The sequence below is a fragment of the Acinetobacter sp. ANC 3781 genome (assembly GCF_004331285.1).
In the GTDB taxonomy this organism is placed as follows: Bacteria; Pseudomonadota; Gammaproteobacteria; order Pseudomonadales; family Moraxellaceae; genus Acinetobacter.
In genome coordinates this window covers 39,383-62,493 of sequence record NZ_SJOH01000022.1, presented here as the reverse complement: position 1 = coordinate 62,493, position 23,111 = coordinate 39,383, and the positions used below count along the sequence as shown (strand labels likewise).

Sequence of the window (23,111 nt, the reverse complement as noted above, 5' to 3'; positions counted from 1 at the left end):
AAAAATCTAATCCTTAAAAATAGATGATAAATCATATATTTTTAAGGTAAAAGAGTAGACATTTTATATAGACCAGCCCGATATAATTACTTTTAACTGAGCTTTTCTTACTGAGCCTTAATCTTGCTGTCCAAATTTTCAGTTAGGCTCATCAATCCAATACCATAACCTTGGGAAATCATGCCTAAAATATTGAAGGCTTCAAAACCCGATATAATTACGTTTACTGACCACGTAAATTATCCTGATGTAGCAACAGATTCTTGATAAGTTTAGATTCAAATTATGACAGATATCAGTCATCTGGTTTTATTGCCAAAACTCGTCGGTTATCTACGTTAAAATGCACCCTATATTCGTCTCAGCATCGTGCCAATTGAGATCAGTACACCTGCATTAATGGCAGAAGGGGGAAATCATCTTAATATTGGTTTTCTGCTTCAATTAGAAGCAGGTTTTTATCAGCCAACCCTTTTTCGACAGGAATATACCGTGATTGCCAGTCCCCCATCCACGGCTATTAGGGACTACTCTTATACACCGATGCAATTGCAACGATTCCAGTTTATTTGAGTAAATTCCTGGAAGCTCGAGGTGAGATTAAAGTTTTGGCTTCTCCCTATTCTTTTCCCGGATATAGCGTGAAGCAACATTGGCATGCTCGCTGCCCTAATAATCCAAATAATCAATGGCTCCGGAAAATCTGTTTGGAATTATTTTCAGAATTTTGCGAAAAATAGCTCAGTTTAATAAGGGGTGCTGAAAAAATGCTGGCGCTATAAATTTTTTAAAATCTAATCCCAAAAGATGCAATATAAACACCTGATCTTAAATTAGGCCTCATCCAGATATTCTGATCTTGGAAATATCTCCTGTTCCCAAGACCAGAAAATAATGCTTTATTTCACTGTTCGTTTATTTAACTGATTAAATTCTATTTATGGATATTAAGGACGGGATAAATCTGTTTCTGTTGGATTTTTTACCATTACTTGAGATGCTTGAAGATTCAATTTGTCACTCTTCATAAAAAATGTACAAAAGATCGCAAAGATCGCCATACCCATAATGTAATTGATAATCAAATGAGGACTGCCCTCACCTACACTTAAAAGCTTAGTTGCAATTAGGGGAGCTAACCCTCCACCAATGACTCCAGCAAATTGCACAGAAATTGAAATGCCGCTATATCGAATTTCGGTCGGGAATTGTCGGGCGAATAACTGGGATTGTGGTGCATACATCAGCGGGAAAACCACACCAATGCCTAATACGATTGCAGTCCAGACCAATAGTGGATCTTTGGTATCCAACATACTGAAAAATGGATAGCAATAAAGTGAAAGTATCACCAGACCAAACATAAACATGTTTCTTTGACCCACCTTATCGGACAGGTGCCCAAATAAAGGCGTCATAATCATGATCAAGCCACCACCGCAAATAGTTGCAAATAAAATGTCCTGACGGGGAATCCCCAGTTTTGTAGTGGTATAGGCGAGTGCAAAGGTGGAAGCAATATAGAACCATGCATTCTCAGCAGCACGTGCAAAAATAATGGTTAAAAGCTCTCGAGGATGATTTTTGAAAACTTGCAAAGCCGGAACTTTAATTTCTTGTGCCTGGTCTTTAACTTTTTCAAAATCTGGGGATTCAGGTACTTTGACCCGTATATACCAGCCCACCCCTAAAAGTACAATGCTTGCAAGGAATGGAATTCGCCACCCCCAACTAAATAGGCTGGCTTCTGGCAACATAGACACTAGCCCCAGAGCGATCGATGCCAGCATCAGCCCGCCACCCGCACTTGCCTGAGGTAAACTGCCCCAAAATCCTTTGCCTCCTTCGGGTGCATGTTCAACTGCCATTAAAACAGCACCACCCCATTCTCCTCCCATGGCCATACCTTGTATAAAGCGCAGTATGACCAGACAGACCGTAGCCCAATAGCCAATACTTTCATAAGTCGGCAATAAACCAATGAGAACGGTGGGGATACCCATCATAATTAGAGTCGTCAATAACATGGCTTTACGGCCAATTTTGTCTCCAAAATGACCAAACACAATTCCGCCCAAAGGCCGGCCAATAAATCCCACTGCATAAGTCGCAAATGCAGCCATTACACCCATCAAGGGATCGAGGTTAGGAAAGAAGAGTTTATTGAAAATTAGTGCGGCAGCTGCACCATAAATAAAAAAATCGTACCATTCAATGGTGGTGCCCACCATACTGGATATACCAGCCAAACGGTGGGAAGACTTTTTGGCTTGAGACTGTGATTGTTGTACGGGTTGCATATATCCCTCTTGTATTTTTGAGCAGTGTCATCCGTGACCCACTTCGTTATTTAAAATAAATTCCGATTATTTATAACAAAGCGAATCTATCCGTTGCTTAGTCCAGACCGGCCAGAGCTTTTCCAGCGTTTTTTCAAATTCTGCATTCTCGGTTCGCCACTGTGGGTTCTTGTCTTTATCAATAATCAGCGCACGAACCCCCTCAATAAAATCGCCCTGCTCTAACCAGACGTCCTGTAAGTCGCGTTCAAGCTGCATGCATTTTTCCAGCGATAGGTTTTGCCCCACCTGCTGTAACTTCAAACTGGTTTGTTTCGCCATGACCGGACGTTGTTGCAAGGTGGCCAAGGTTGTGTCTGCCCAAGCTTGATTGGCAACCTCCTTTTCATGCGCCAGACTGTGTTCAATTTCATCCAGATTTTGATAAGCAAAATGCTGGTTAATCAAGTCTGCACGTTTTTGTAATTCGCTTTCTGCCGGATCGGTGATAAAAGTGCTGATAATATTTCTGATTTCAATATTGGTTAAAATAGGTGCATCAGCTAAGCTAGCCTGTAATTCAGCAAAACGTTCACTTGGGACATGATAATCGACCAGATCCAAATGAAGCGCATCACTGCTGCTGATCTGCTCACCGGTCAATGCCATATAGACACCGACTTCATCCAGTCGGGACAAAAAATAGGTCGCTCCAACATCCGGGAAAAATCCAATCGCAGTTTCGGGCATGGCAAAACGTGATTTTTCACTGGCAACCTTGATATGACAGGCCTGAGCCAATCCAAAGCCTCCACCCAGTACATAGCCATCCATCATCACGATCACGGCCTTTGGAAAATTACGCAAGGTGCTCAGCATCTTATATTCAGTGGCAAAAAAATCCTGATATTGGGTATTGCCGGCCTGATAGCTGTCATACAGATAGCGGATATCTCCTCCAGCACAGAACGCCTTGGGACTGTTGGAATTAATCAAGATGGCTTGCACTTCTGGCTCATGGCGCCACTGATCGAGTTGCGCCTGAATGCCTTGGATCATCGGCAGGGTTAAGGCATTTAAATGGCTGGTGCGGTCCAGGCTGATGATGCCCAGACCTCCTGTGATCCGAATCGCTAAATTATTTTCATCACTCATTCTTTTTGTTCCTATCATGAATTTCTTATTAATGGGTAAATTTGGCTGGGCGTTTTTCCACAAAGGCCAGCATGCCTTCCTTTTGATCGGAACCTGCAAAAATGGAATGGAACACCCGGCGTTCAAAGCGCAGGCCTTCAGCCAGGCTCACTTCAAAGGCCCGATTAATTGATTCTTTAATCATCATCACGGCAGTAAGCGACTTTTCAGCAATTTTTTCGGCAGCTTGCAGGGTTTGCTCCAGTAATTCTTCCTTAGCAAATACCCGAGCCACCAAACCATTTTGTTCCGCTTCCTGCGCCCCCATCTGCCGTGCAGTCAGGCACATTTCCATGGCTTTGGCCTTACCAATCGCCAAGGTTAAACGCTGGGTACCACCAATGCCGGGTAACACGCCTAAGGTCACTTCAGGTAGACCAAATTTTGCATTATCAGCGCAGTAAATAAAGTCGCACATCAATGCCAGCTCACAACCACCACCCAAGGCATAGCCACTCACTGCGGCAATTAAAGGTTTACGGCGCTGAGCAATTCGATCGGCCAGACTGAAAAAATCATCCAGATAGATTTGTGGAAAATTCAGATCGGCCATTTCTTTAATATCGGCACCGGCAGCAAAAGCTTTTTCCGAACCGGTAATCACAATACAGCCAATTGCCGGATCTTTTTCCAGCTGATCCAGTGCCTGATTCATTTCAACAATCAGCTGGTTATTCAGTGCATTTAATGCTTGCGGACGGTTTAAAGTAATCACCCCGACGCCGTTACGTTGTTCTAATAAAATCATTTGCCACTGCATGAAATAAGTCCTTTTAAAATTAGAGGCTGCGTGCAATCACCAGGCGCTGAATATCACTGGTGCCTTCATAAATCTGACAAATACGCGCATCGCGATAAATCCGTTCAATCGGGAAATCTTTGAGATAACCGTAGCCGCCAAAAATCTGCAGTGCTTTGGAACAGACGCGTTCCGCCATTTCCGAAGCAAAGAGCTTGGCCATAGAGGCTTCGGTTAAACAGGCTTCACCGGCTTCTTTTTTGCGTGCTGCAAAATGCACCAGTTGTCGTGCCGCTTCAATTTCAGTCGCCATACTGGCCAGCCTGAAGGAAATTGCCTGCTGTTCAAAAATCGGTTTACCAAAAGCCACACGATCATGCGCATATTTGGTGGCTTCTTCTAAAGCAGCCCGTGCCAGCCCCACCGCTTGTGCGGCAATGCCGATCCGCCCACCTTCCAGATTGGCTAGGGCAATTTTTAAACCTTCGCCTTCTGCACCAAGTCTTAAACTTTCATGAATGCGGACATCGGTTAAGGCAATCTGACAGGTATCCGAAGCATGCAGGCCCAGTTTTTCTTCCACCCGGATCACTTCATAACCGAGCGTATCGCGCGGCACTAAAAATGCACTCATACCTTTTTTGCCCGCGCCTGGATCAGTCACGGCAAACACAATAATCATCCCGGCATTATGTCCAGAGGTAATGAACTGTTTGGCGCCATTCAGAATGTAGTGATCGCCGTCCTTGACCGCCCGAGTTTTAATCGCGGCAGCATCCGATCCGGTATGCGGTTCGGTTAAAGCAAAGGCACCAATCATTTCACCTTGCGCTAAAGGCTTTAAAAATTGCTGCTTTTGTTGTTCAGTGCCGAACTTGAAAATCGGCACACAACCCACCGAGTTATGTACGCTCATAATCGCGGATGTTGCACCATCGGCCGCGGCGACTTCTTCTAAGGCCAGAACATAAGCCAGCGTGCCTGTGCCCGAGCCGCCCCATTCCTCGGGAATCAGCATGCCGAGAAAACCCAGCTCTCCCATTTGGGCCAAGGCCTGTTTAGGAAAGATACCTTTTTGATCCCACTCGCCGGCAAAGGGTTTAATCTGTTCCTGGGCGAAGCTTTTGGCCATATCCTGAATTAGTTTTTGCTCTTCCGTTAATTGCATCGATGCTTCCTTCAATCTCTTTATTTAATCTTCTTATTCAATCTGTTGAATTTATTGAGTTATGCAGTTTTGGATTGCTGCTTGTTGATTTCCTGATTCCGGAGTAAAAAACGTTGAATTTTACCGCTTGGGGTTTTCGGCAATTCGGTCACGAATTCAATCAGGCGCGGATAGGCATGTGCAGACAAACGCTTTTTCACAAATTGACCCAGCTCTTCTTCCAGATGGGTCGAAGCTGCAAAATTATTCGCCAGAATCACAAAGGCTTTAATCACTTCAGTACGCTCGGGGTCAGGTACACCAATCACCGCAGCTTCAATCACGGCATCATGTTCCAGCAAGGCACTTTCTACATCAAATGGGCCGACCCGATAGCCTGACGTTGTAATGACATCGTCACTGCGTCCGACAAAACTCATACTGCCATCAGTATGAATTTCCGCGGTATCACCGGTTAAATAGTAGTGGCCGACAAAGGGAGATTTACGGCTTTCTTCATAGCCAGAGAACCACATCATCGGTGACTGACTGATATCGACCGCCAGGATGCCCGGGACGTCAGCCGCTAATTCATGCCCCTGTTCATCGACAACGGCAATCCGGTAACCCGGGCTGGCAAAGCCTGCCGAACCTGAACGGACCGGATGTTCCAGAGCATGATGATTGCACACCACCATCCCGACTTCAGTTTGGCCATAGTGGTCATAAATAGGTGCATCAAGGACGTCTTTAAACCAGCGGATCACTTCCGGATTTAATGGTTCTCCGGCACTACTAACCACGCGTAATTTACCGCGCAGTTTTGCCATTTGAGCAGGGTCAGCTGCCATCATCATGCGGTAAGCGGTCGGTGCACCAGCCAGATTGGTAATGCCATATTCCTTAACAATTTCGCAGACACTTTCCGCATTAAAACCACCTTCATAAAATAAGGTCGAGTGTCCAAGCATTAAGGGGCCAGTAATCGCGTAATACAAACCGTAGGCCCAGCCGGGATCGGCAATATTCCAGAAAGCATCTTCAGGAGTCAGACCAATGGCATTTTGCATATAGCTTGCAAAAGCAATCAGCGCTTTTAACGGGACTTTAAGTGGTTTCGCTGGTCCAGTGGTGCCCGAGGTAAACATCAATAAAAATGGATCATCAACATTCAGGATCTCCAGCTCACAAGCTTCAGCCTGACGGTTTAATACCGTCCAGAAGCTGAGGTCGTGCGGATAGTGTTCTGCCTGGGTTTCGGCATGTACCGTCACAATCGTCGGGCAGTTGCTAATCTCGGATAATTTGTCCCGATTCGCCAGATCAGTCACCACCAGCTTGCTTTGCGCCAGCTGAATGCGATGCTCGATGGCTTTGGGACCAAAGGCCGTAAATAAAGGTTGATAGACTGCACCAATGCGCCAAGTTGCCAAAATGGTAATGATCAGCTCTGGGGTACGCGGTAATAATCCGGAAACACGATCACCTTTACCAATGCCTTGAGACTTAAGAAAATTGGCAAACTGGCTAGAATATTTTTTGAGCTCGGCAAAGCTATATTGTTCTTTACGGCCATCTTTACCATGCCAGTACAAGGCAATGGCATCGGAATTGGCATGACGGTCACAACATTCATAACAGGCATTCACTGCCTGTATGGAACCGGAGAGATACTGGCTTGCAATCGTATTTAAATCAAAGTCTTGAACCGTTGTTTGATAATCTAACATGTTAAACCTCAGCCTGAATTTATCGTTATTACTGACAAGGTGTAATTATTGAAGCGAATCCTTGCTCCATCTGAATATTTTAGGTTTTAAGCAGGTGGTGTGGTGTATTGATGCATGATGCTGGAGAAGTCCAGATGGGCATCTCCTTCCTGACAGAGCTGTTGATAGAGTTTTTGTACCATGCTGCCGAGTACCACCGGTTGATCCACCTGTTGCGCAGCATCGACAGCCAGGCCCAAATCCTTGAGCATCAGTTGTGCGGCAAAACCGTCGGTATAACCCCGCGATGACGGCGCATTGGCACAAATATCGGGCCAGGGATTATAAATTTCAGAACTCCAGCAACGTCCGGTGGAACTATTGATCACCCCAGCCAAGGCCTGCGGATCGATTCCCAGTTTGGCACCGAGTGCCATCCCTTCTGCAACGGCAGTCATGGAAATGCCCAGAATCAGGTTATTACAGATTTTTGCCACCTGTCCTGTTCCCACCGCACCACAATGCACCAGATTTTTACCCATACAGCTGAGGACCGGTTTGACTGCATCAAAGGTCGCTGCATCTGCGCCGACCATAAAGGTTAAAGTGCCATCTTTGGCGCCCAAAGTTCCGCCTGATACCGGTGCATCACAGACCCGAATCTGTTTAGCCTGCGCTGCTGTGGCAATGTCCTGAATGCTTTGCGGGTCAATGGTACTGCTATCAATACACAAACTGCCCGCCTGAAGTACCTCCAGAATACCGTGTTCACCGAGATAAACTTCACGTACATGCTTGGCTGCAGGCAACATGCTGACCACGACCTCTGCCTGCTTGGCGGCAGCTTGTGGACTGTCGCAGACGATACCGCCTGCTTCTGCAAAATGCTCTAAAGCCACTGCACTCAAGTCATAACCAAAAACCTGATGGCCCGACTTGAGCAGGTTCTGTGCCATGGAGCCGCCCATGTTGCCTAAACCAATAAATGCAATCTTCATGCGGATGCTCCTTAACGCAGACTGATCGTGGTATTCACACCTGTGGTTTCCTGATCATCCTCAAACCAGCGACTGGTAATGGTTTTGGTCTGGGTATAGAACTGCACCGCCTGTTTGCCATAAGGTCCTAGATCACCGAGCTTTGAACCACGCGAACCGGTAAAGCTGAAGAAAGGCACAGGTACAGGAATTGGAATGTTAATACCGACCTGCCCAATATCAATCTGGTGCTGGAAGGTGCGTGCCGTATTGCCATTTTGGGTAAAGAGTCCAACGCCGTTACCAAATGGATTGGCATTAATCAGTGCAATGGCTTGTTCTAAAGTGTCGACATGCATAATGGCCAGTACTGGACCAAATACTTCTTCTTGATAAATGCGCATATCGGTCGTGACCTGATTAAAAATCGTTGGTCCGACAAAATTGCCTTTTTCATAGTCCGGGACTTGTACATCACGGCCATCTAGCAGTAATTCAGCACCCTGTTCAACACCACTATTAATCAGATCAATCACGCGGGCTTTGGCACGGGTTGAAATCACTGGTCCGACATCGGTATTCGGTTCATGGCCTGCATTGACCTTTAAGGTTTTGGTTTTATTGACCAGTTCATCGACCCAGTGCTTGGTCTCACCAACCATCACGGCCACTGAAAGTGCCATACAACGCTGACCGGCTGCGCCAAAGGCTGCACCGACTAAAGCATTTAAAGTCTGTTCTTTATTGGCATCCGGCATCACCACGACATGGTTTTTGGCGCCCATCATCGACTGTACACGCTTACCATGTTGGCCAGCCAGGTTATAGACATGCGTACCGACCGCGGTCGAGCCGACAAAAGAAATCGCTTTGATATCACGATGGGTACATAGCAGATCAACCACTTCTTTACCGCCATGCACCACATTCAGTACACCTGCAGGTACGCCTGCCTGAATCGCCAGTTCAACCAGCATCATGGTCGATAGCGGATCTTGTTCCGAAGGTTTTAAGACAAAAGTATTGCCGCAGACAATCGCCATCGGGAACATCCACAGTGGAATCATCGCAGGGAAGTTAAACGGGGTAATTCCGGCACAGACACCTAGCGGCTGCTGCAAGGTATAGGTATCGACACCGCGTGCCACACCTTCAATATACTCACCCATTTGTAGTGAACCGATCGAACAGGCATGCTCCACCACTTCTAAACCACGCTGGATATCACCTTCGGCATCGGCCAGGGTTTTGCCCTGTTCCGCCGTTAATACTTGGGCAATACTTTTTAAGTTAGTACGAATCAGATCCTGCAGTTTCAGCATAATCCGCATACGTGCCTGAATCGGAGTCTGGCACCAGCTGGCAAAGGCATTTTGTGCGGCAGCAATCGCGGCATTGACTTCTTCTGCGGTAGCAAAGGGTACCTGACCCAAGACTTCCTGAGTGGCAGGATTGATAATATCTTGCCAATGGCTGGTTTTTGATTCGACAAATTCACCATTAATGAGAAGTTTTGCGGTGGTGAATCCGGTACTTTGCTGTGGATGAGAAATGGCGTTCATGGTCGCTCCGTGCTGGTTTGTTATTGTCGTTGTATCTGCCTTTACTGGCTTTATTCGGCGTATTATTTTTACGCTGTTTCTGCAGACTAACAAAGAACACTTTGACCACCAATAGAAATTGGTGCACGATGATTGTGCAAATTTGCACAGGCATTTAACAGGATGTTAAATAAAAAATGAAAGTAGATTGGGATCATTTACGCTTTTTTTTAGTTTTGGCGCGTGCTAAAACGCTCACCAACGCAGCCCGCTTGATTGGTGTTGAACACAGTACTGTGGCACGGCGGATTCAAGCTCTAGAAAATACTCTCGGTACGCAACTGTTTAAACGCGAAGCGACAGGTTATGAGCTGACATCGGAAGGCTTGGCATTAGTACCGCGTGTAGAGCAAATGGAACAGTCGTTTATCCAGATTGACAAACGTCATGATCCCTTACACGGTCGGGTAAGGATTGGTGCGCCGGAAGGCTTTGGAACTGCATTTTTAGCGCGGTTATTGGCCGAGTTTTCTCAGCATTATCCCTCCTTAACCATTGATTTAATTCCTGTTCCGAAAACCATTAAATTGTCACATCGTGAAGCCGATATTGTGATCGCGATTGACCGGCCCAAATCTGGACCCTATATCATTACCCGTCTCTCGAATTACTGTTTAAAGCTGTATGGCAGTAAAAAGTATTTACAACAAAATCCCCCAATTAAACGGGTAGAAGATTTAACTCAGCACCGTTTTGTCGATTATATTGATGATCTGGTTTATAGCTCAGCGCTGTATTCGCTGGAACGCTTACCCCTGCAATTGACTGCCTGTTTTCGCAGTAACAGTATTCTGGCCCAGCAAATTGCGGTCAGTGCGGGTGCCGGACTGGCGATTTTGCCGCGATTTATTACCCAGGATAAACCTGAACTTGAAGAGGTACTCAGTGAGCAGGTAAATTTTGCACACACTTTCTGGATGCTAACCTTGGTTGATTTACAACATGAACCCCGGATTAAACTGGTCTGGGATTTTTTGCGTAAACAGGCAGATATTCAGCAAGCGGTGTTAATGGGCAGATAAATCATTTCTTGATCTTTAGATGACTTTTTTCTTTGTAACTTGATTTAATCTGTATTGAGTTGAATCAACTTAAGCCATAACGTATCGATACAGCAAATAAACCTATAAGAACATTTTTCAAGCTGTGTACTTGCTAAATTAACAGCCGATGACTTCAATAATTTTTAGGAAAATACAGGAAAATAATATGAAAGTACTGATTGTTCTGACTTCACATGACACGCTTGGTAATACCGGTAAGAAAACCGGCTTCTGGCTGGAAGAGCTGGCTGCGCCTTATTATGCGTTTATCGATGCCGGTGCAGAAGTTACATTAGTCTCTCCTAAAGGGGGGCAGCCGCCGTTAGACCCGAAAAGTAATGAAAAAGATGCCCAAACTGAAACCACTCATCGTTTCAAAGCGGATGCATCTGCCATGCAAGCGTTGGCGAATACCCAGAAACTAAGTGAAATTTCTATTGCCGATTTTGATGCAGTATTTTATCCGGGCGGTCATGGCCCGTTATGGGATCTAGCCGAAGACCAGAACTCGATTTCCTTAATCGAACAGGCTTTGCAGGCAGATAAACCTGTGGCATTGGTCTGTCATGCGCCTGGCGTACTACGTCATGTGAAAGGCAGTGATGAGCAACCAATTGTAAGAGGCAAATCAGTCACAGGCTTTAGCAATACGGAAGAAAGTGCTGTAGGCCTGACCGAAATTGTTCCCTTTTTGGTCGAAGACATGCTCAAAGAAAATGGTGGACAATATTCCAAGGGCGAGGATTGGCAGGTTTATGTACAGCAAGATGGTTTACTGATTACGGGACAAAACCCGGCGTCTTCTGCTGCTACAGCAGAAGCCCTGTTAAAATCACTAAAATAAGCAGATATGAGTATAGAAAGATTAACGTACAAGTATTGATTCACTACATAAACTCAGTGAATCCTGAGTTTATGTAGCTGTTATGCGGGCATTTCAGTTATGCAAACGAAATTTGAGCCTAAAACATTAAGATGCCTTTATGATCATAGATACAGGCTTAGGAAGATGATGCATGGTGTCTATTGCCGTTAAAAAAGTGAAAGCCGTTCTACGCTGAAATCTGAACTTAAAATATGTAATCAAAATCTCAATAAAAGAAGAATCTACATCAAGCACGTAGTTGGCAATCTGAAAATCTTCAACATCCTTGCATTCATTAGAATAGAGAAGAAAGAATCGGTTTGAGATTTAATTTATGGCTAGAATTTAGAATCTCGAATTGAGTGAAATTGATCTTTTATCGAGATTATTTTTTACATCCTATTTCATTTTTTAGCTATCGTTTTACTTAAAACCTAAATTAGATATCAGGTTTTAAAGAAAAAAATTAACTATTAAAGTTAATGGTTTGATTAAAGCAATGAGAAATTAAAAAGCAAGAAATTACCCCCCGCAAATGATAGATTAAATTTAGCTATAAGAAGACCTCTGCAAAAATTTGCTAGAACTATCAAAATATTAGTAGAGGTCTAAATGCCGAAGATAATTTAATCTCTCATTAAGCATAGGTATAAGCACTTGGCTAAAGCTTTAAGATGATGATCATCTCTTAACTTTTTACAGCAAAACTTCCTTATATTTTTCTTTCGTTTGAATAAAATCAAAATTTAAAGGTATAGCTCGTAATGATACGGTCTTCTACAAAATCTGTTCCAGGAGTATCTCCTGCGCCATATTTAATATCCGCACGAATGTGTCTCCATTCCAGACCTAAACCTTTTAGTTTTCCTTCAGGAATGGTGTAATTTACAATCACGTTCTTTTCAGTTTCCTTGTTGTCTTTAAAGCCTGGGCGGTATATTTCACTGCCGTTTAAATAGCGCAGGCCTAATTTCAGACCTGGCACACCCGCATTTTTAAAGTCATAGCTGTATAGCGCATGCCATGTCAACTCTTTCGGTTTATAAAATGCCAAGGTTGACCAAGTTTGCAAATAAGCTTGCGGTACATAACCCGCCAATAAAGGAATCGCATCGTCTCCCATATTTTTTTGTATACCGGCAGTTAATGAGTTGCCCCCATTTTGAACTGTCGCCTGCAATCCTGCGGACTGCGCATCAATACTGCCGAAATAAGCATCGCCATCTTCTGTATAGTTAAAATAGCGGGCATCCACTTTTAGTTTGGTCGTATTGATCTGCTCTGAATAAGCGGCATTCACATAGTGCTGCTTGTAAATATCTTCCAGCTGGCCAAACCAATACGATCCTGACACTTTTGGCGTGAAATTATAATCTAGCCCAATAAAATTCATTCCGTCACTTTCTTTATTCGGATCTTTATTACCGCCCAGACTCATTTTTCTAAATTCATCGTCGTCACGAGCATTAATATGCGTAAAGCGTCCTGCAGAGACTTTTAAATTTTTAATTTCTTTACTTTCCAGCATTGCACCTGCAAAGGTGGTGACCAACTGACGGGAATCATCAATAAATAGCACAGGCGTTTTAGGCAATAATTCACCGACTTTGAGTTCAGTATTCTGGTATTTCAACTTTAAGGTCGCGCCCAGTTTTAAATAATCCCGTTCCTGACGATTTTCGGCCTGATCATACTTAAAGACTGTATCTAAACGCTCTTCATTATGATCATTCAATCTCACCGCATATTGAAACCCTAGGTCTAAACCAAACTGAAGTGGCGTATCGCTATAGCCGGATTCAAAGCGGCCACTGATACCTTGAGACCAGCTGCCTAAATCCTGATTTGTTCCTTCAAAGTCACGTTCAACATAAAAATTTCTGAGGTAAACAGACTTTTGACTGTCCTCGAAAAAATTGGCATGCGCTGCATTCAACCCTGCAATACTAAAAAATGAAAATAGCACTGCTTTTTGAGCAGTACGTTTTGAAGATAAGTTATACATGGAAATCCTTTCCTACATCCGTATTGTTTTCTCATCCACTATGCAAACATCATTATCTGCCTGTTTGATCTGAATGCTGATTTACCCCGATAGAAACTTTTTAATATTAAAATTTAAGATAATTTCAGAACTAAAAAGGAAAATTAGGATACCTTATATTATTGAATTGTTAATGTAATTTTCCATATCTAATTAAGTATATAATCATACCTTTTTTATCATTTTAAAATAGTTTGAGAGGATTAAAGAAAAAATGGCATTGAATTTCCATAGATTATTCAATCGACTTATATATTGTCCATATCAAGATCAATATTTTCATTTTTAAACACCTCTTGAATACAATCTAAAATTTTTGGAATGTAACTACTTTGATCCATATTACGCACAGATAAAGAGATTGGGCTGTGGGCTTCCAAATCCAGAATCGGAATATAAGCTAAATTTTTCATACCAATATCACTGGCGGTTTCTGGAATCACGCAAATACCTTCTCCTGAAGAAACCAAGCCAAGTGCCATATGAATTTCACGTACTTCTATCAGTTTTTTGGGTACTAAACCTAATTCTGTGAATATGCTTTGTACTGCCGTAGCAAAATTGGGTTTTGGGGTTTTGGGATAGGAAAAAATAGCTTCATCCAAAATTTGTGACAGATAAATACCAGATTCAATAAATTCGGCTAGATGATGATTCTTATGAATGGCAAGCAATAAACGTTCTTTTCTGAGCAGTAGGCGCTTAATAGACGGATCTATGAGTCGAAGCCGGCCAAAACCTAGATCTATTTTTCCAGCTTTGAGTGCTTCAATTTGATCACATGTACCGTATTCAATTAATTCAACAGACATATCCGGATTACGCTGTCTAAACAAATAAATAATTTGTGGCAGCAACGCATAAAGCAAAGAACTGACATAACCAATGCGGACGGTCTGATCCACTGCATTGATCCGTTGCGCCATAGAAGTTGCTTGTGCGGTATGGGCTAAAATTTGAACAGCATGTTCATAAAAAAACTGTCCTGCTTCAGTCATTTTAATGGGCCGAGAACCACGTTCAAATAAAGTAATGCCTAATTTTTCTTCTAACTTTTGAATTTGTCGGCTTAACGGTGGCTGTGCGATGCATAATTTATCTGCAGCTTTGGTAATGCTCTGCTCTTCTACCACCGTAACAAAATAACGTAAATGTTTTAGTTCCATATTTTAATATTCCTTTTTTGGTATTTAAAAATACCTTTCTAGTCATAGTATAAACAAAAAAAATAATATAGTTTAAAATTATATGTATTTTTCCATTAATATAATTATGTACCAGTCAATAGAAACGATACTCGTCGAAATCCCCACCATCCGCCCGCATAAAATGGCGGTGGCGACAATGCAGACACAAACCTTAGTTTTGGTCAAAATTAGCACCAGTGATGGTTTCATCGGATGGGGCGAAGCGACCACTATTGGTGGTTTAGGTTATGGAGAGGAAAGTCCTGAAAGCATTAAAACCAATATTGAGACATATTTCCGTCCCTTATTGAAATCAATGTACGGGCTAAATATGGCCAAAACCATGCAAACGATAAATAGAAATATTAACGGCAATCGTTTTGCCAAGTGCGCCATACAAACTGCCTTATTAGATATTCAGGCTCAGCGTTCAGGTCTACCGCTGAGTGAAATTTTAGGCGGGCGCTTGCGTGACAGTATTCCGGTACTTTGGGTACTGGCATCCGGCAATACAGACAAAGATATTGCTGAGGCACAGAAAATGATTGAAGTGAAGCGGCATAATATTTTCAAACTGAAAATTGGCTCTCATGCAGTTGAAGCAGATGTTGAACATGTACTCGCCATTAAAGAAGCATTAGGACCCGGTATTTCAATTCGTGTAGACGTCAACCGTGCATGGTCTGAACTGCAAGCAATTAAAGGAATCCAAATGCTGCAAGATGGCGGCGTTGACCTGATTGAACAGCCTTGTGCTATTGATAATATTGATGCCATGCAGCGCCTCACCCGCAGATTTGATATTGCAATCATGGCAGATGAATCCTTAATGGGTCCAAACACTGCTTACCAACTGGCTAAATGCAACGCAGCTTCTGTTTTTGCCGTTAAGGTGGCGCAATCCGGCGGGCTGCTTGAAGGCTGTGAAGTTGGAAAAATTGCCAAACTTGCAGGTATTGATTTATATGGTGGCACCATGCTGGAAGGTCCAGTAGGCACAATAGCTTCCGCACATGTATTTTCAACATTTGACAATTTGGCGTACGGAACTGAGCTGTTCGGCCCACTGCTGCTGACTGAAGAAATTTTAAAAACCCCGCTTCAATACCAAAACTTTAAATTACAAATCCCCCAAAGTGCTGGACTTGGTATTGAGGTGGATGAAAACAAGATTGATCACTTACGTCGTTTGTAATTAAAGGAGCTGTGAATGCTTTTCCAAGTCCGCATGGATGTGCATATCCCTTTGGATCTGCCAAGCGAGCAAGCCAATGAAATCAAAACTGTTGAAAAAGCCTATTCACAGGACTTACAGCGTCAAGGCAAATGGCGCCATATTTGGCGTGTAACAGGACAGTATTCAAACATCAGCATTTTTGATGTAGAAAGTAATGAAGAACTGCACAATATTTTGCAAGGTCTGCCGCTTTATCCCTATATGAATATTGAAGTAATGGCACTTAACCGCCACCCTTCTTCTATTCGTGAAGACGATAGCTGACCTTTAATCATACCCGCAGCCCAAAAAGGTTAGGCTGCGTAAACAAAAAATGTGGTCAATAAATGCCAGCTGAACCTAAGCCTTAAAAATCACAAATAAAACTGCATACTCAAGGAGAAAAAGTATGAACCGTCAAGAGATTGATCAATTAGTAAAACAAATGAATGTAGATACAGCTACAGGGCCAGTTGATGCACGCGTACAGCAAATTGTTGTCCGTTTACTGGGAGATCTATTCCAGGCCATTGAGGATTTGGATATCTCTCAAACTGAACTCTGGAAAGGTTTAGAATATTTTACCGACGCAGGCCAAGCCAATGAACTAGGCCTTTTAGCAGCAGGGCTTGGACTGGAGCACTATTTAGATCTCCGTGCCGATGAAGCGGATGCCAAAGCAGGCATTACTGGCGGTACACCGCGTACCATCGAAGGTCCGCTCTATGTCGCAGGCGCGCCAGAATCTGTTGGTTTTGCGCGAATGGATGACGGGACTGAATCAGACAAAATCGATACTTTATTCATTGAAGGTACAGTTACTGATACTGACGGTAATGTAATTCAAGGCGCTAAAGTTGAAGTCTGGCATGCCAATAGTTTAGGTAATTACTCATTCTTTGATAAATCTCAGTCTGATTTTAATTTACGCCGCACCATTATTGCCGATAATGCCGGCCATTATGTTGCTCAAACCACAATGCCAGTCGGTTATGGCTGTCCTCCAGAAGGCACAACCCAAGCTGTATTAAACAAACTTGGCCGTCATGGCAACCGTCCGTCTCACGTGCATTATTTTGTTTCAGCGCTAGGTTACCGCAAACTGACGACTCAATTTAATATTGAAGGCGATCAATATCTTTGGGATGACTTTGCTTTTGCGACACGCGAAGGTCTGGTCGCCACTGCAACAGATATCAATGATGTAGAAGCAATGGCTAAACGCAATGTAGATAAACCCTTCAAACACATTACCTTTAATGTTGAACTGGTCAAAGAGTCTGCACAGGCACCAACAACAGAAATTGACCGTCGCCGCGTCAGCGCTTAACGCACTTATCTGTGCTGCATAGCATTACTAGTGCCTTGCAGCACTTCAGATTTTTACCGTTAAATTTTCAATTAATTTAACGGTAAAAATTTGCTTATTGCTTATTAAAGGTTTGCAGCATGATTGATAAAAGTACAGCGTCTCTCACCAAAGCGCTCTCCCAGATTAAAGATGGTGCCACCATCATGATTGGTGGTTTTGGTACAGCGGGACAACCGGCTGAACTGATTGACGGTCTAATCGAACTGGGTGTAAAAGACCTGGTCATTGTGAACAACAATGCCGGCAATGGCGATTACGGTTTGGCCAAGCTGCTTAAAACCGGTGCAGTGCGCAAGATTATCTGTTCTTTCCCGCGCCAGTCTGACTCTTATGTATTCGATGAAATCTATCGTGCCGGAAAAATTGAACTGGAACTGGTACCGCAAGGCAATCTGGCCTGCCGGATTCAGGCTGCAGGTATGGGACTTGGTCCCATCTATACGCCAACCGGTTTTGGAACTTTGCTGGCGGAAGGCAAACCGACCCTGAACTATGAAGGCAAAGACTTTGTACTGGAAAACCCGATCAAGGCCGATTTTGCCTTGATCAAGGCGCATCAGGGCGACCGCTGGGGCAACCTGGTCTACAACAAGTCGGCACGTAACTTTGGCCCGATCATGGCCATGGCCGCCGATGTCACCATTGCGCAGGTTGCAGAAGTGGTGGAACTGGGTGCGCTTGACCCTGAACACATTATTACCCCGGGCATTTTTGTACAGCACGTGGTTGCTGTTGGCACCAAACCCCTTGAGCAATCTGCCTAATTACGTGAGGATTAAAAAATGAGCTATAGCAAACTATCCCGCGATCAAATTGCAGAGCGTGTGGCACAAGACATTCCCGATGGTGCTTATGTCAACCTCGGTATTGGTTTGCCGACCAAGATTTCCAACTACCTGCCAAAAGACAAAGATGTGTTTCTGCACTCTGAAAATGGCTTGCTGGCATTTGGTCCACCACCCGCTGCTGGCGAAGAGGATCCGGAACTGATCAATGCCGGTAAAGAGTTTGTGACTTTATTACAGGGCGGCGCGTATTTCCATCATGGCGACTCGTTCGCGATGATGCGTGGCGGTCACCTGGATATCGCGGTACTGGGTGCGTTCCAGATTGCTGAAAATGGTGATCTGGCCAACTGGCATACCGGTGCACCGAATGCGATTCCTGCTGTCGGCGGCGCCATGGACCTGGCGGTGGGTGCGAAAAAAGTCTTTATCACCACCGATCATGTGACCAAAAAAGGCGAACCGAAGATTGTTTCAGAACTCAGCTATCCTGCCACCGGCCTGAAATGCGTAGACCGCATCTATACCGACCTGTGCGTGATTGACGTGACTGATGAAGGTATGAAAGTGATTGAGAAAGTCGAAGGTCTGTCATTTGAAGAATTGCAGTCTTTGACCGGTGCAAAGCTGATTGATGCAACTCAGGGTTAATACGCTTTAAAGAAATTTTAAATCCCCCCTGATTTCCCTGAGCCAGGCTTAAAAGCACTGCTTTAAGCCAAAGTACAAGAAGGGAGACTTTATGCCCAAGCTCACATCATGTTGAAGCCCGCTCAGTCTCCATTCTTTTCAGGAGCGATTAAGGGGGGTAAAAGGATTACATAATGAAAAATGCCTATATTATCGATGCCATCCGTACCCCATTCGGCCGTTATGCCGGGGGTCTCGCTCCGGTACGTGCCGATGACCTCGGTGCACTTCCAATTAAAGCTTTAATGCAACGTAATCCATCGGTTGACTTTGAAAAAGTAGATGATGTGATTTATGGCTGTGCCAACCAGGCCGGTGAAGACAACCGCAATGTCGGCCGTATGTCGGCACTGCTTGCAGGAATGCCGTATCAGGTGCCTGCAACAACTGTGAACCGTTTATGTGGCTCATCACTGGATGCAGTAGCAATGGCAGCGCGTGCCATTAAAGCCGGTGAAGCAGAGCTGATTATTGCCGGGGGTGTAGAATCCATGTCACGCGCACCGCTGGTGATGGGTAAGTCTGAAGGCGCTTATGGCCGCAGTCAGAAACTTGAAGACACCACCATGGGTTGGCGTTTTATCAATCCGAAGCTGAAAGAGATGTATGGCGTAGAAACTATGCCGCAAACCGCGGAAAATGTGGCAGAACAGTTCAACATCAACCGTGCCGATCAGGACCAGTTTGCGCTGGAAAGCCAGAAGCGTACCGCAGCAGCACAGGCGCGTGGTTTCTTCGATCAAGAAATTATTCCGGTCAGCATTCCACAACGTAAAGGCGAACCCGTTGTCGTAGATAGCGATGAACATCCACGTGCTTCAACAACATTAGAAGGTTTAAATAAACTGAAACCGGTGGTGAAAGCCGACGGTACGGTTACGGCGGGTAATGCTTCCGGGATTAACGATGGTGCAGCAGCCCTGCTGATTGCTTCGGATGAGGCGGTAGAAAAATATGGCTTAACACCGCGTGCCAAGATTATTGGCGCCACCGTGGTTGGTGTGGAACCCCGCATCATGGGCTTTGGCCCTGCACCTGCGATTAAAAAGCTGCTCAAGCAAACCGGTTTAACGCTGGAGCAAATGGATGTGATTGAACTGAACGAAGCCTTTGCCGCACAAGCCTTGGCGGTGACGCGTGACCTGGGTATTGAAGATGGCTCAACCCAGGTCAATCCGAATGGTGGCGCGATTGCATTGGGTCATCCACTTGGCGCATCCGGTGCACGTCTGGTGACGACTGCGCTGAACCAGCTGGAACAGACGGGTGGCCACTACGCGCTGTGTTCAATGTGTATTGGTGTCGGTCAAGGTATCGCACTCATTATTCAACGGACTTAAACACAATTTATTTTAGACAATAATTAGATCAATCTTTTTCCTGATTGGTCCTGTGACTGCCAAATACGGTAGCCAATACCAGAAGGTTGAGAGGAAATCCATGCCAACATTTATTTCAAGTGATGTAACCCTTAATTACGCAACTTTTGGTGATGTGAGTAAACCCGCGATTATTTTTTCCAATTCTTTGGGAACGAATTATCGAATGTGGCAGCCGCAAATTGATGCACTGCAAAATGATTTCTTTATAATTTGCTACGATACACGCGGTCATGGGACTTCATCTTCTCCTCAAGGCCCATATTCAATTGAACAGCTGGGACTGGATGTGATCTATTTGTTAGATCACTTAAATATGCAAAAAGTTCATTTTTGCGGTATTTCCATGGGCGGTTTAACTGGTCAATGGCTCGCGACTCATCAACCTGAACGGTTTATTCATATCACTGTGTGTAATACCGCAGCGAGAATTGGTCAGGAACAATCTTGGAATGAGCGTGCAGCACTGGTACGTAAACAAGGTTTACAACCGATCGCTTCAACTGCAGCCGGGCGCTGGTTTACAGATAAATTTATTCAAGACAATGCAGCAGCAGTTGAAAAGCTGCAAATTAGCCTGGCAGCTGGCAGTGCCGAAGGTTATGCAAGTTGTTGCGAAGCGTTGGCAAAAGCAGATTTAAGTGAAGCTTTGAAAACCATTACTTTACCTGTAACGGTCATTGCAGGTCAGCAAGATTCTGTCACAACAGTTACAGATGCGTTGTATATGACAGCAAGAATTCCCGCTAGCCAGTTGATTGAAATTAATGCAGCACATATTTCAAATATTGAATCGCCAGAAGCATTTACACAGGCTTTACGTACAGCTTTTAATTAATTGAGTGTTCCTCTTTGGATGCAATACGCGCGTATTGCATCTTTTTTTTAACCCTTAATTCTATATTTTGGTCAAATACGGAGAAAATTAATGTTAATCATGACCCTCAATAAAATCTCTGCCCACCGCCTTAAGTTGAATCAGCAGATACAAAGATCAACATGATCGCGTAAATCATGACCGTCAATTTACTCGGACTGTTCAAAAGACTGCCAGTTTAACTGGCTTACACTACACTGCCATTCCTGCTGGAAACTCAAAAAACCCATGGGAATGGTATATTTTTAACCCGCTTCATGCATTTTACGTACCATCGCATTAAAGAATTTATCTGCAAATCCGCTGTCACGAATCAGCATTGCGGTTAAATCTGTGCATTTTTGCTTTACCTCTTCACTCAGCGGAAAATCTTCTCCCCCTAAAGCACCCGCTTGGCATTGAATTTCAGCCGCGCGCTGCACAGTCCACAGTAAAAAAAATGCTTTTTCAATACTGCTCTCTCCTACTGCAATGCCATGATTTCGCAATACTAAAATATGCTTATCTGCAAGATGTTGAATCATCCGCTGCTTTTCTTCTTGAAAAAGCGTAATGCCTTCAAAAGCATGATAAGCCACTCGCCCATATAGTTGGGCACCATAGAAGCTGTCATAAGAGAAAGCATTTTTTTTCTGTACTACAGCACTGATTGGTGTGGTATGGGTATGAATCAGACATCTGATATCATGCCTTGCGCCATGAACTGCACTGTGCAAAGCAAAGCCCGCAGGATTTGCATCATATTCGGAAGGTTCTACCTTATTTCCGGCTAAATCAACTTTCAATAAATTTTCTGGCGTGACTTCAGTATAATTTAATCCAAAAGGATTGACCAAATAGTGATGTTCATCACCCGGCAACCGTGCCGAAATATGATTAAAAATTGTTTCAGTCCAACCAAAATAGTCCACTAAATGATAACAATTCGCCAGCTTTACACGCAGTTCCCATTCCTGCTGACTGAAATTCAAAGGTTGAATGCTTGTATTCATAAAAATCCTTTTTTAAATCTTCCGTGATTGCTCACTCAAATAGGCGGTTAAATTGCAAATATGCTTCGTGACTGGCATAGGACAATTAAATTGCTCGGCTAGCTCAAAAACAGCTTCCGCTATGCCTGCCATTTCTAAAGGTTGTTTCTTTTGATAGTCATGCCACATAGAGGTGTACACGTTTCCCATATTTGTGCCTAACTGTAAAAAAGTTAAGGGATCAATGGAAATGCGCGCACCATAACTGGCAGCCACCTGCCTGACTTCTTGGGTAATTTGCAGAGCCATTTCATTTAAGCGTGGGTGTGCGTAGATGTCCTTTAAAGGAGCACCCGTTACTACAGAAAGCGGGTTCGAACTTAAGTTTGCAATTACTTTGGTCCAAATCTGATCTCGAATTTGGTCAGTCACTCTTAATTCAATACCGCTATCTGCGAAAAGAGCTTGAACTACCTTTATACGCTCTGTGATTTGATTCTTAGGCTCACCTAAAATTAGCAAATATGGATTATCCGACTCCACTTTCCCATAAGCCTCCAATTTTGCTGTGATAAACACCACAGAACCAATTAAATGCGCTAAAGGAAAATGCTCAATCAATTGCCTATCTTTATCTAGGCAGTTAATTGCCTGTATATCACCGTCACTTTGACCTTGATAAAAATACCAAAATGGAATGCCGTTCATGAGCGGAATAATCACGGTTTCAGCATGCACTGCATGTTGAACAGAAGCAGTAACCTGATGCAGGGCATTCGATTTGGTGGTAATAAAAATAATATCTTGCGGATCAAGTTCTGTGATGTCTTGCACAACACGATAGGGGGTCAACTGATATTTGCCCGTTAAATCGGTTAGATAAATGCCTTGAGTGGACAGCACCTGAAAATTCTCACCACGTGCAATTAAACTGACTCGTTCACGGCCTGCTAAAATCAGACGAGCTGCCAAGGTACAGCCAATTGCACCGGCGCCTAAAATAGAAATTTTGGTCTCTTTTTTCATAAGGCGCTCC

The 23,111-nt window shown here is 43.9% G+C and carries 20 protein-coding genes and 1 pseudogene; 10 read left to right on the top strand and 11 right to left on the bottom strand.

All coding sequences use genetic code 11. From position 1 onward, the window contains the following. Positions 1-285: 285 nt before the first annotated feature. A pseudogene (locus E0H89_RS16980) lies at positions 286-740 on the top strand (type 2 periplasmic-binding domain-containing protein); the annotation flags it as partial. 207 nt (positions 741-947) lie between these two features. Here E0H89_RS16980 and E0H89_RS14545 read toward each other — a convergent pair. The 7 genes from E0H89_RS14545 to E0H89_RS14515 all read right to left on the bottom strand — a co-directional run bounded on the left by E0H89_RS14545 (position 948) and on the right by E0H89_RS14515 (position 9,607). Then, on the bottom strand, positions 948-2,300 hold the full coding sequence (locus E0H89_RS14545; RefSeq protein ID WP_131217978.1) for an MFS transporter: 1,353 nt from the start codon (positions 2,298-2,300) through the stop codon (positions 948-950). 66 nt (positions 2,301-2,366) lie between these two features. Beyond that, entirely contained in the window at positions 2,367-3,434 is a 1,068-nt protein-coding gene (locus E0H89_RS14540; protein WP_131217977.1) for an enoyl-CoA hydratase/isomerase family protein, read from the bottom strand. 28 nt (positions 3,435-3,462) lie between these two features. Continuing rightward, the gene (locus E0H89_RS14535) at positions 3,463-4,233 is read right to left on the bottom strand and encodes an enoyl-CoA hydratase (protein WP_131217976.1); all 771 of its coding nucleotides are present in this window, start codon (positions 4,231-4,233) and stop codon (positions 3,463-3,465) included. 19 nt (positions 4,234-4,252) lie between these two features. Then, positions 4,253-5,380, bottom strand: a complete 1,128-nt coding sequence (locus E0H89_RS14530; RefSeq protein ID WP_131217975.1) for an acyl-CoA dehydrogenase family protein — start codon at positions 5,378-5,380, stop codon at positions 4,253-4,255. 59 nt (positions 5,381-5,439) lie between these two features. Continuing rightward, the gene (locus tag E0H89_RS14525) at positions 5,440-7,089 is read right to left on the bottom strand and encodes an AMP-binding protein (RefSeq protein WP_131217974.1); all 1,650 of its coding nucleotides are present in this window, start codon (positions 7,087-7,089) and stop codon (positions 5,440-5,442) included. Between the two features lie 86 nt (positions 7,090-7,175). Then, positions 7,176-8,066, bottom strand: coding sequence for a 3-hydroxyisobutyrate dehydrogenase (gene mmsB / locus E0H89_RS14520; protein WP_131217973.1), 891 nt, complete (start codon positions 8,064-8,066; stop codon positions 7,176-7,178). An 11-nt stretch (positions 8,067-8,077) separates the two neighbouring features. Continuing rightward, positions 8,078-9,607, bottom strand: a complete 1,530-nt coding sequence (locus tag E0H89_RS14515) for a CoA-acylating methylmalonate-semialdehyde dehydrogenase (protein WP_131217972.1) — start codon at positions 9,605-9,607, stop codon at positions 8,078-8,080. Between the two features lie 176 nt (positions 9,608-9,783). Between E0H89_RS14515 and E0H89_RS14510 the strand changes: the two genes are divergently transcribed. Together E0H89_RS14510 and E0H89_RS14505 are read left to right on the top strand one after the other, a co-directional pair. Further along, the gene (locus tag E0H89_RS14510) at positions 9,784-10,668 is read left to right on the top strand and encodes a LysR family transcriptional regulator (protein ID WP_131217971.1); all 885 of its coding nucleotides are present in this window, start codon (positions 9,784-9,786) and stop codon (positions 10,666-10,668) included. Positions 10,669-10,855: 187 nt separating this feature from the next. Then, complete coding sequence (locus E0H89_RS14505; protein ID WP_131217970.1) at positions 10,856-11,533, top strand: type 1 glutamine amidotransferase domain-containing protein; 678 nt, start codon at positions 10,856-10,858, stop codon at positions 11,531-11,533. A 760-nt stretch (positions 11,534-12,293) separates the two neighbouring features. Here E0H89_RS14505 and E0H89_RS14500 read toward each other — a convergent pair. Together E0H89_RS14500 and E0H89_RS14495 are read right to left on the bottom strand one after the other, a co-directional pair. Continuing rightward, positions 12,294-13,559, bottom strand: a complete 1,266-nt coding sequence (locus tag E0H89_RS14500; RefSeq protein ID WP_131217969.1) for an OprD family outer membrane porin — start codon at positions 13,557-13,559, stop codon at positions 12,294-12,296. A gap of 287 nt (positions 13,560-13,846) precedes the next feature. Further along, a complete protein-coding gene (locus tag E0H89_RS14495; protein WP_131217968.1) occupies positions 13,847-14,764 on the bottom strand; it encodes a LysR family transcriptional regulator in 918 nt (305 codons plus the stop codon). Between the two features lie 106 nt (positions 14,765-14,870). Between E0H89_RS14495 and E0H89_RS14490 the strand changes: the two genes are divergently transcribed. The 7 genes from E0H89_RS14490 (at position 14,871) to pcaD (ending at position 21,065) form a co-directional block, all read left to right on the top strand. Further along, entirely contained in the window at positions 14,871-15,980 is a 1,110-nt protein-coding gene (locus tag E0H89_RS14490) for a muconate/chloromuconate family cycloisomerase (RefSeq protein ID WP_131217967.1), read from the top strand. Between the two features lie 15 nt (positions 15,981-15,995). Then, the gene (gene catC, locus E0H89_RS14485; protein WP_131217966.1) at positions 15,996-16,286 is read left to right on the top strand and encodes a muconolactone Delta-isomerase; all 291 of its coding nucleotides are present in this window, start codon (positions 15,996-15,998) and stop codon (positions 16,284-16,286) included. 124 nt (positions 16,287-16,410) lie between these two features. Beyond that, entirely contained in the window at positions 16,411-17,331 is a 921-nt protein-coding gene (gene catA / locus E0H89_RS14480; protein WP_131217965.1) for a catechol 1,2-dioxygenase, read from the top strand. Between the two features lie 119 nt (positions 17,332-17,450). After that, positions 17,451-18,137, top strand: coding sequence for a 3-oxoacid CoA-transferase subunit A (locus E0H89_RS14475; RefSeq protein ID WP_131217964.1), 687 nt, complete (start codon positions 17,451-17,453; stop codon positions 18,135-18,137). An 18-nt stretch (positions 18,138-18,155) separates the two neighbouring features. Continuing rightward, complete coding sequence (locus E0H89_RS14470; protein ID WP_131217963.1) at positions 18,156-18,809, top strand: 3-oxoacid CoA-transferase subunit B; 654 nt, start codon at positions 18,156-18,158, stop codon at positions 18,807-18,809. Positions 18,810-18,982: 173 nt separating this feature from the next. Continuing rightward, positions 18,983-20,188 (top strand): 3-oxoadipyl-CoA thiolase, encoded by a 1,206-nt coding sequence (gene pcaF / locus E0H89_RS14465; protein WP_131217962.1) that lies wholly within the window; start codon positions 18,983-18,985, stop codon positions 20,186-20,188. Positions 20,189-20,288: 100 nt separating this feature from the next. Beyond that, positions 20,289-21,065, top strand: coding sequence for a 3-oxoadipate enol-lactonase (gene pcaD / locus E0H89_RS14460; protein WP_131217961.1), 777 nt, complete (start codon positions 20,289-20,291; stop codon positions 21,063-21,065). 284 nt (positions 21,066-21,349) lie between these two features. Here pcaD and E0H89_RS14455 read toward each other — a convergent pair whose 3' ends face one another. Together E0H89_RS14455 and E0H89_RS14450 are read right to left on the bottom strand one after the other, a co-directional pair. Further along, positions 21,350-22,096, bottom strand: coding sequence for a class II aldolase/adducin family protein (locus tag E0H89_RS14455; protein WP_131217960.1), 747 nt, complete (start codon positions 22,094-22,096; stop codon positions 21,350-21,352). Positions 22,097-22,108: 12 nt separating this feature from the next. Next, positions 22,109-23,101, bottom strand: coding sequence for a ketopantoate reductase family protein (locus E0H89_RS14450; protein WP_131217959.1), 993 nt, complete (start codon positions 23,099-23,101; stop codon positions 22,109-22,111). Between the last annotated feature and the right edge of the window lie 10 nt (positions 23,102-23,111).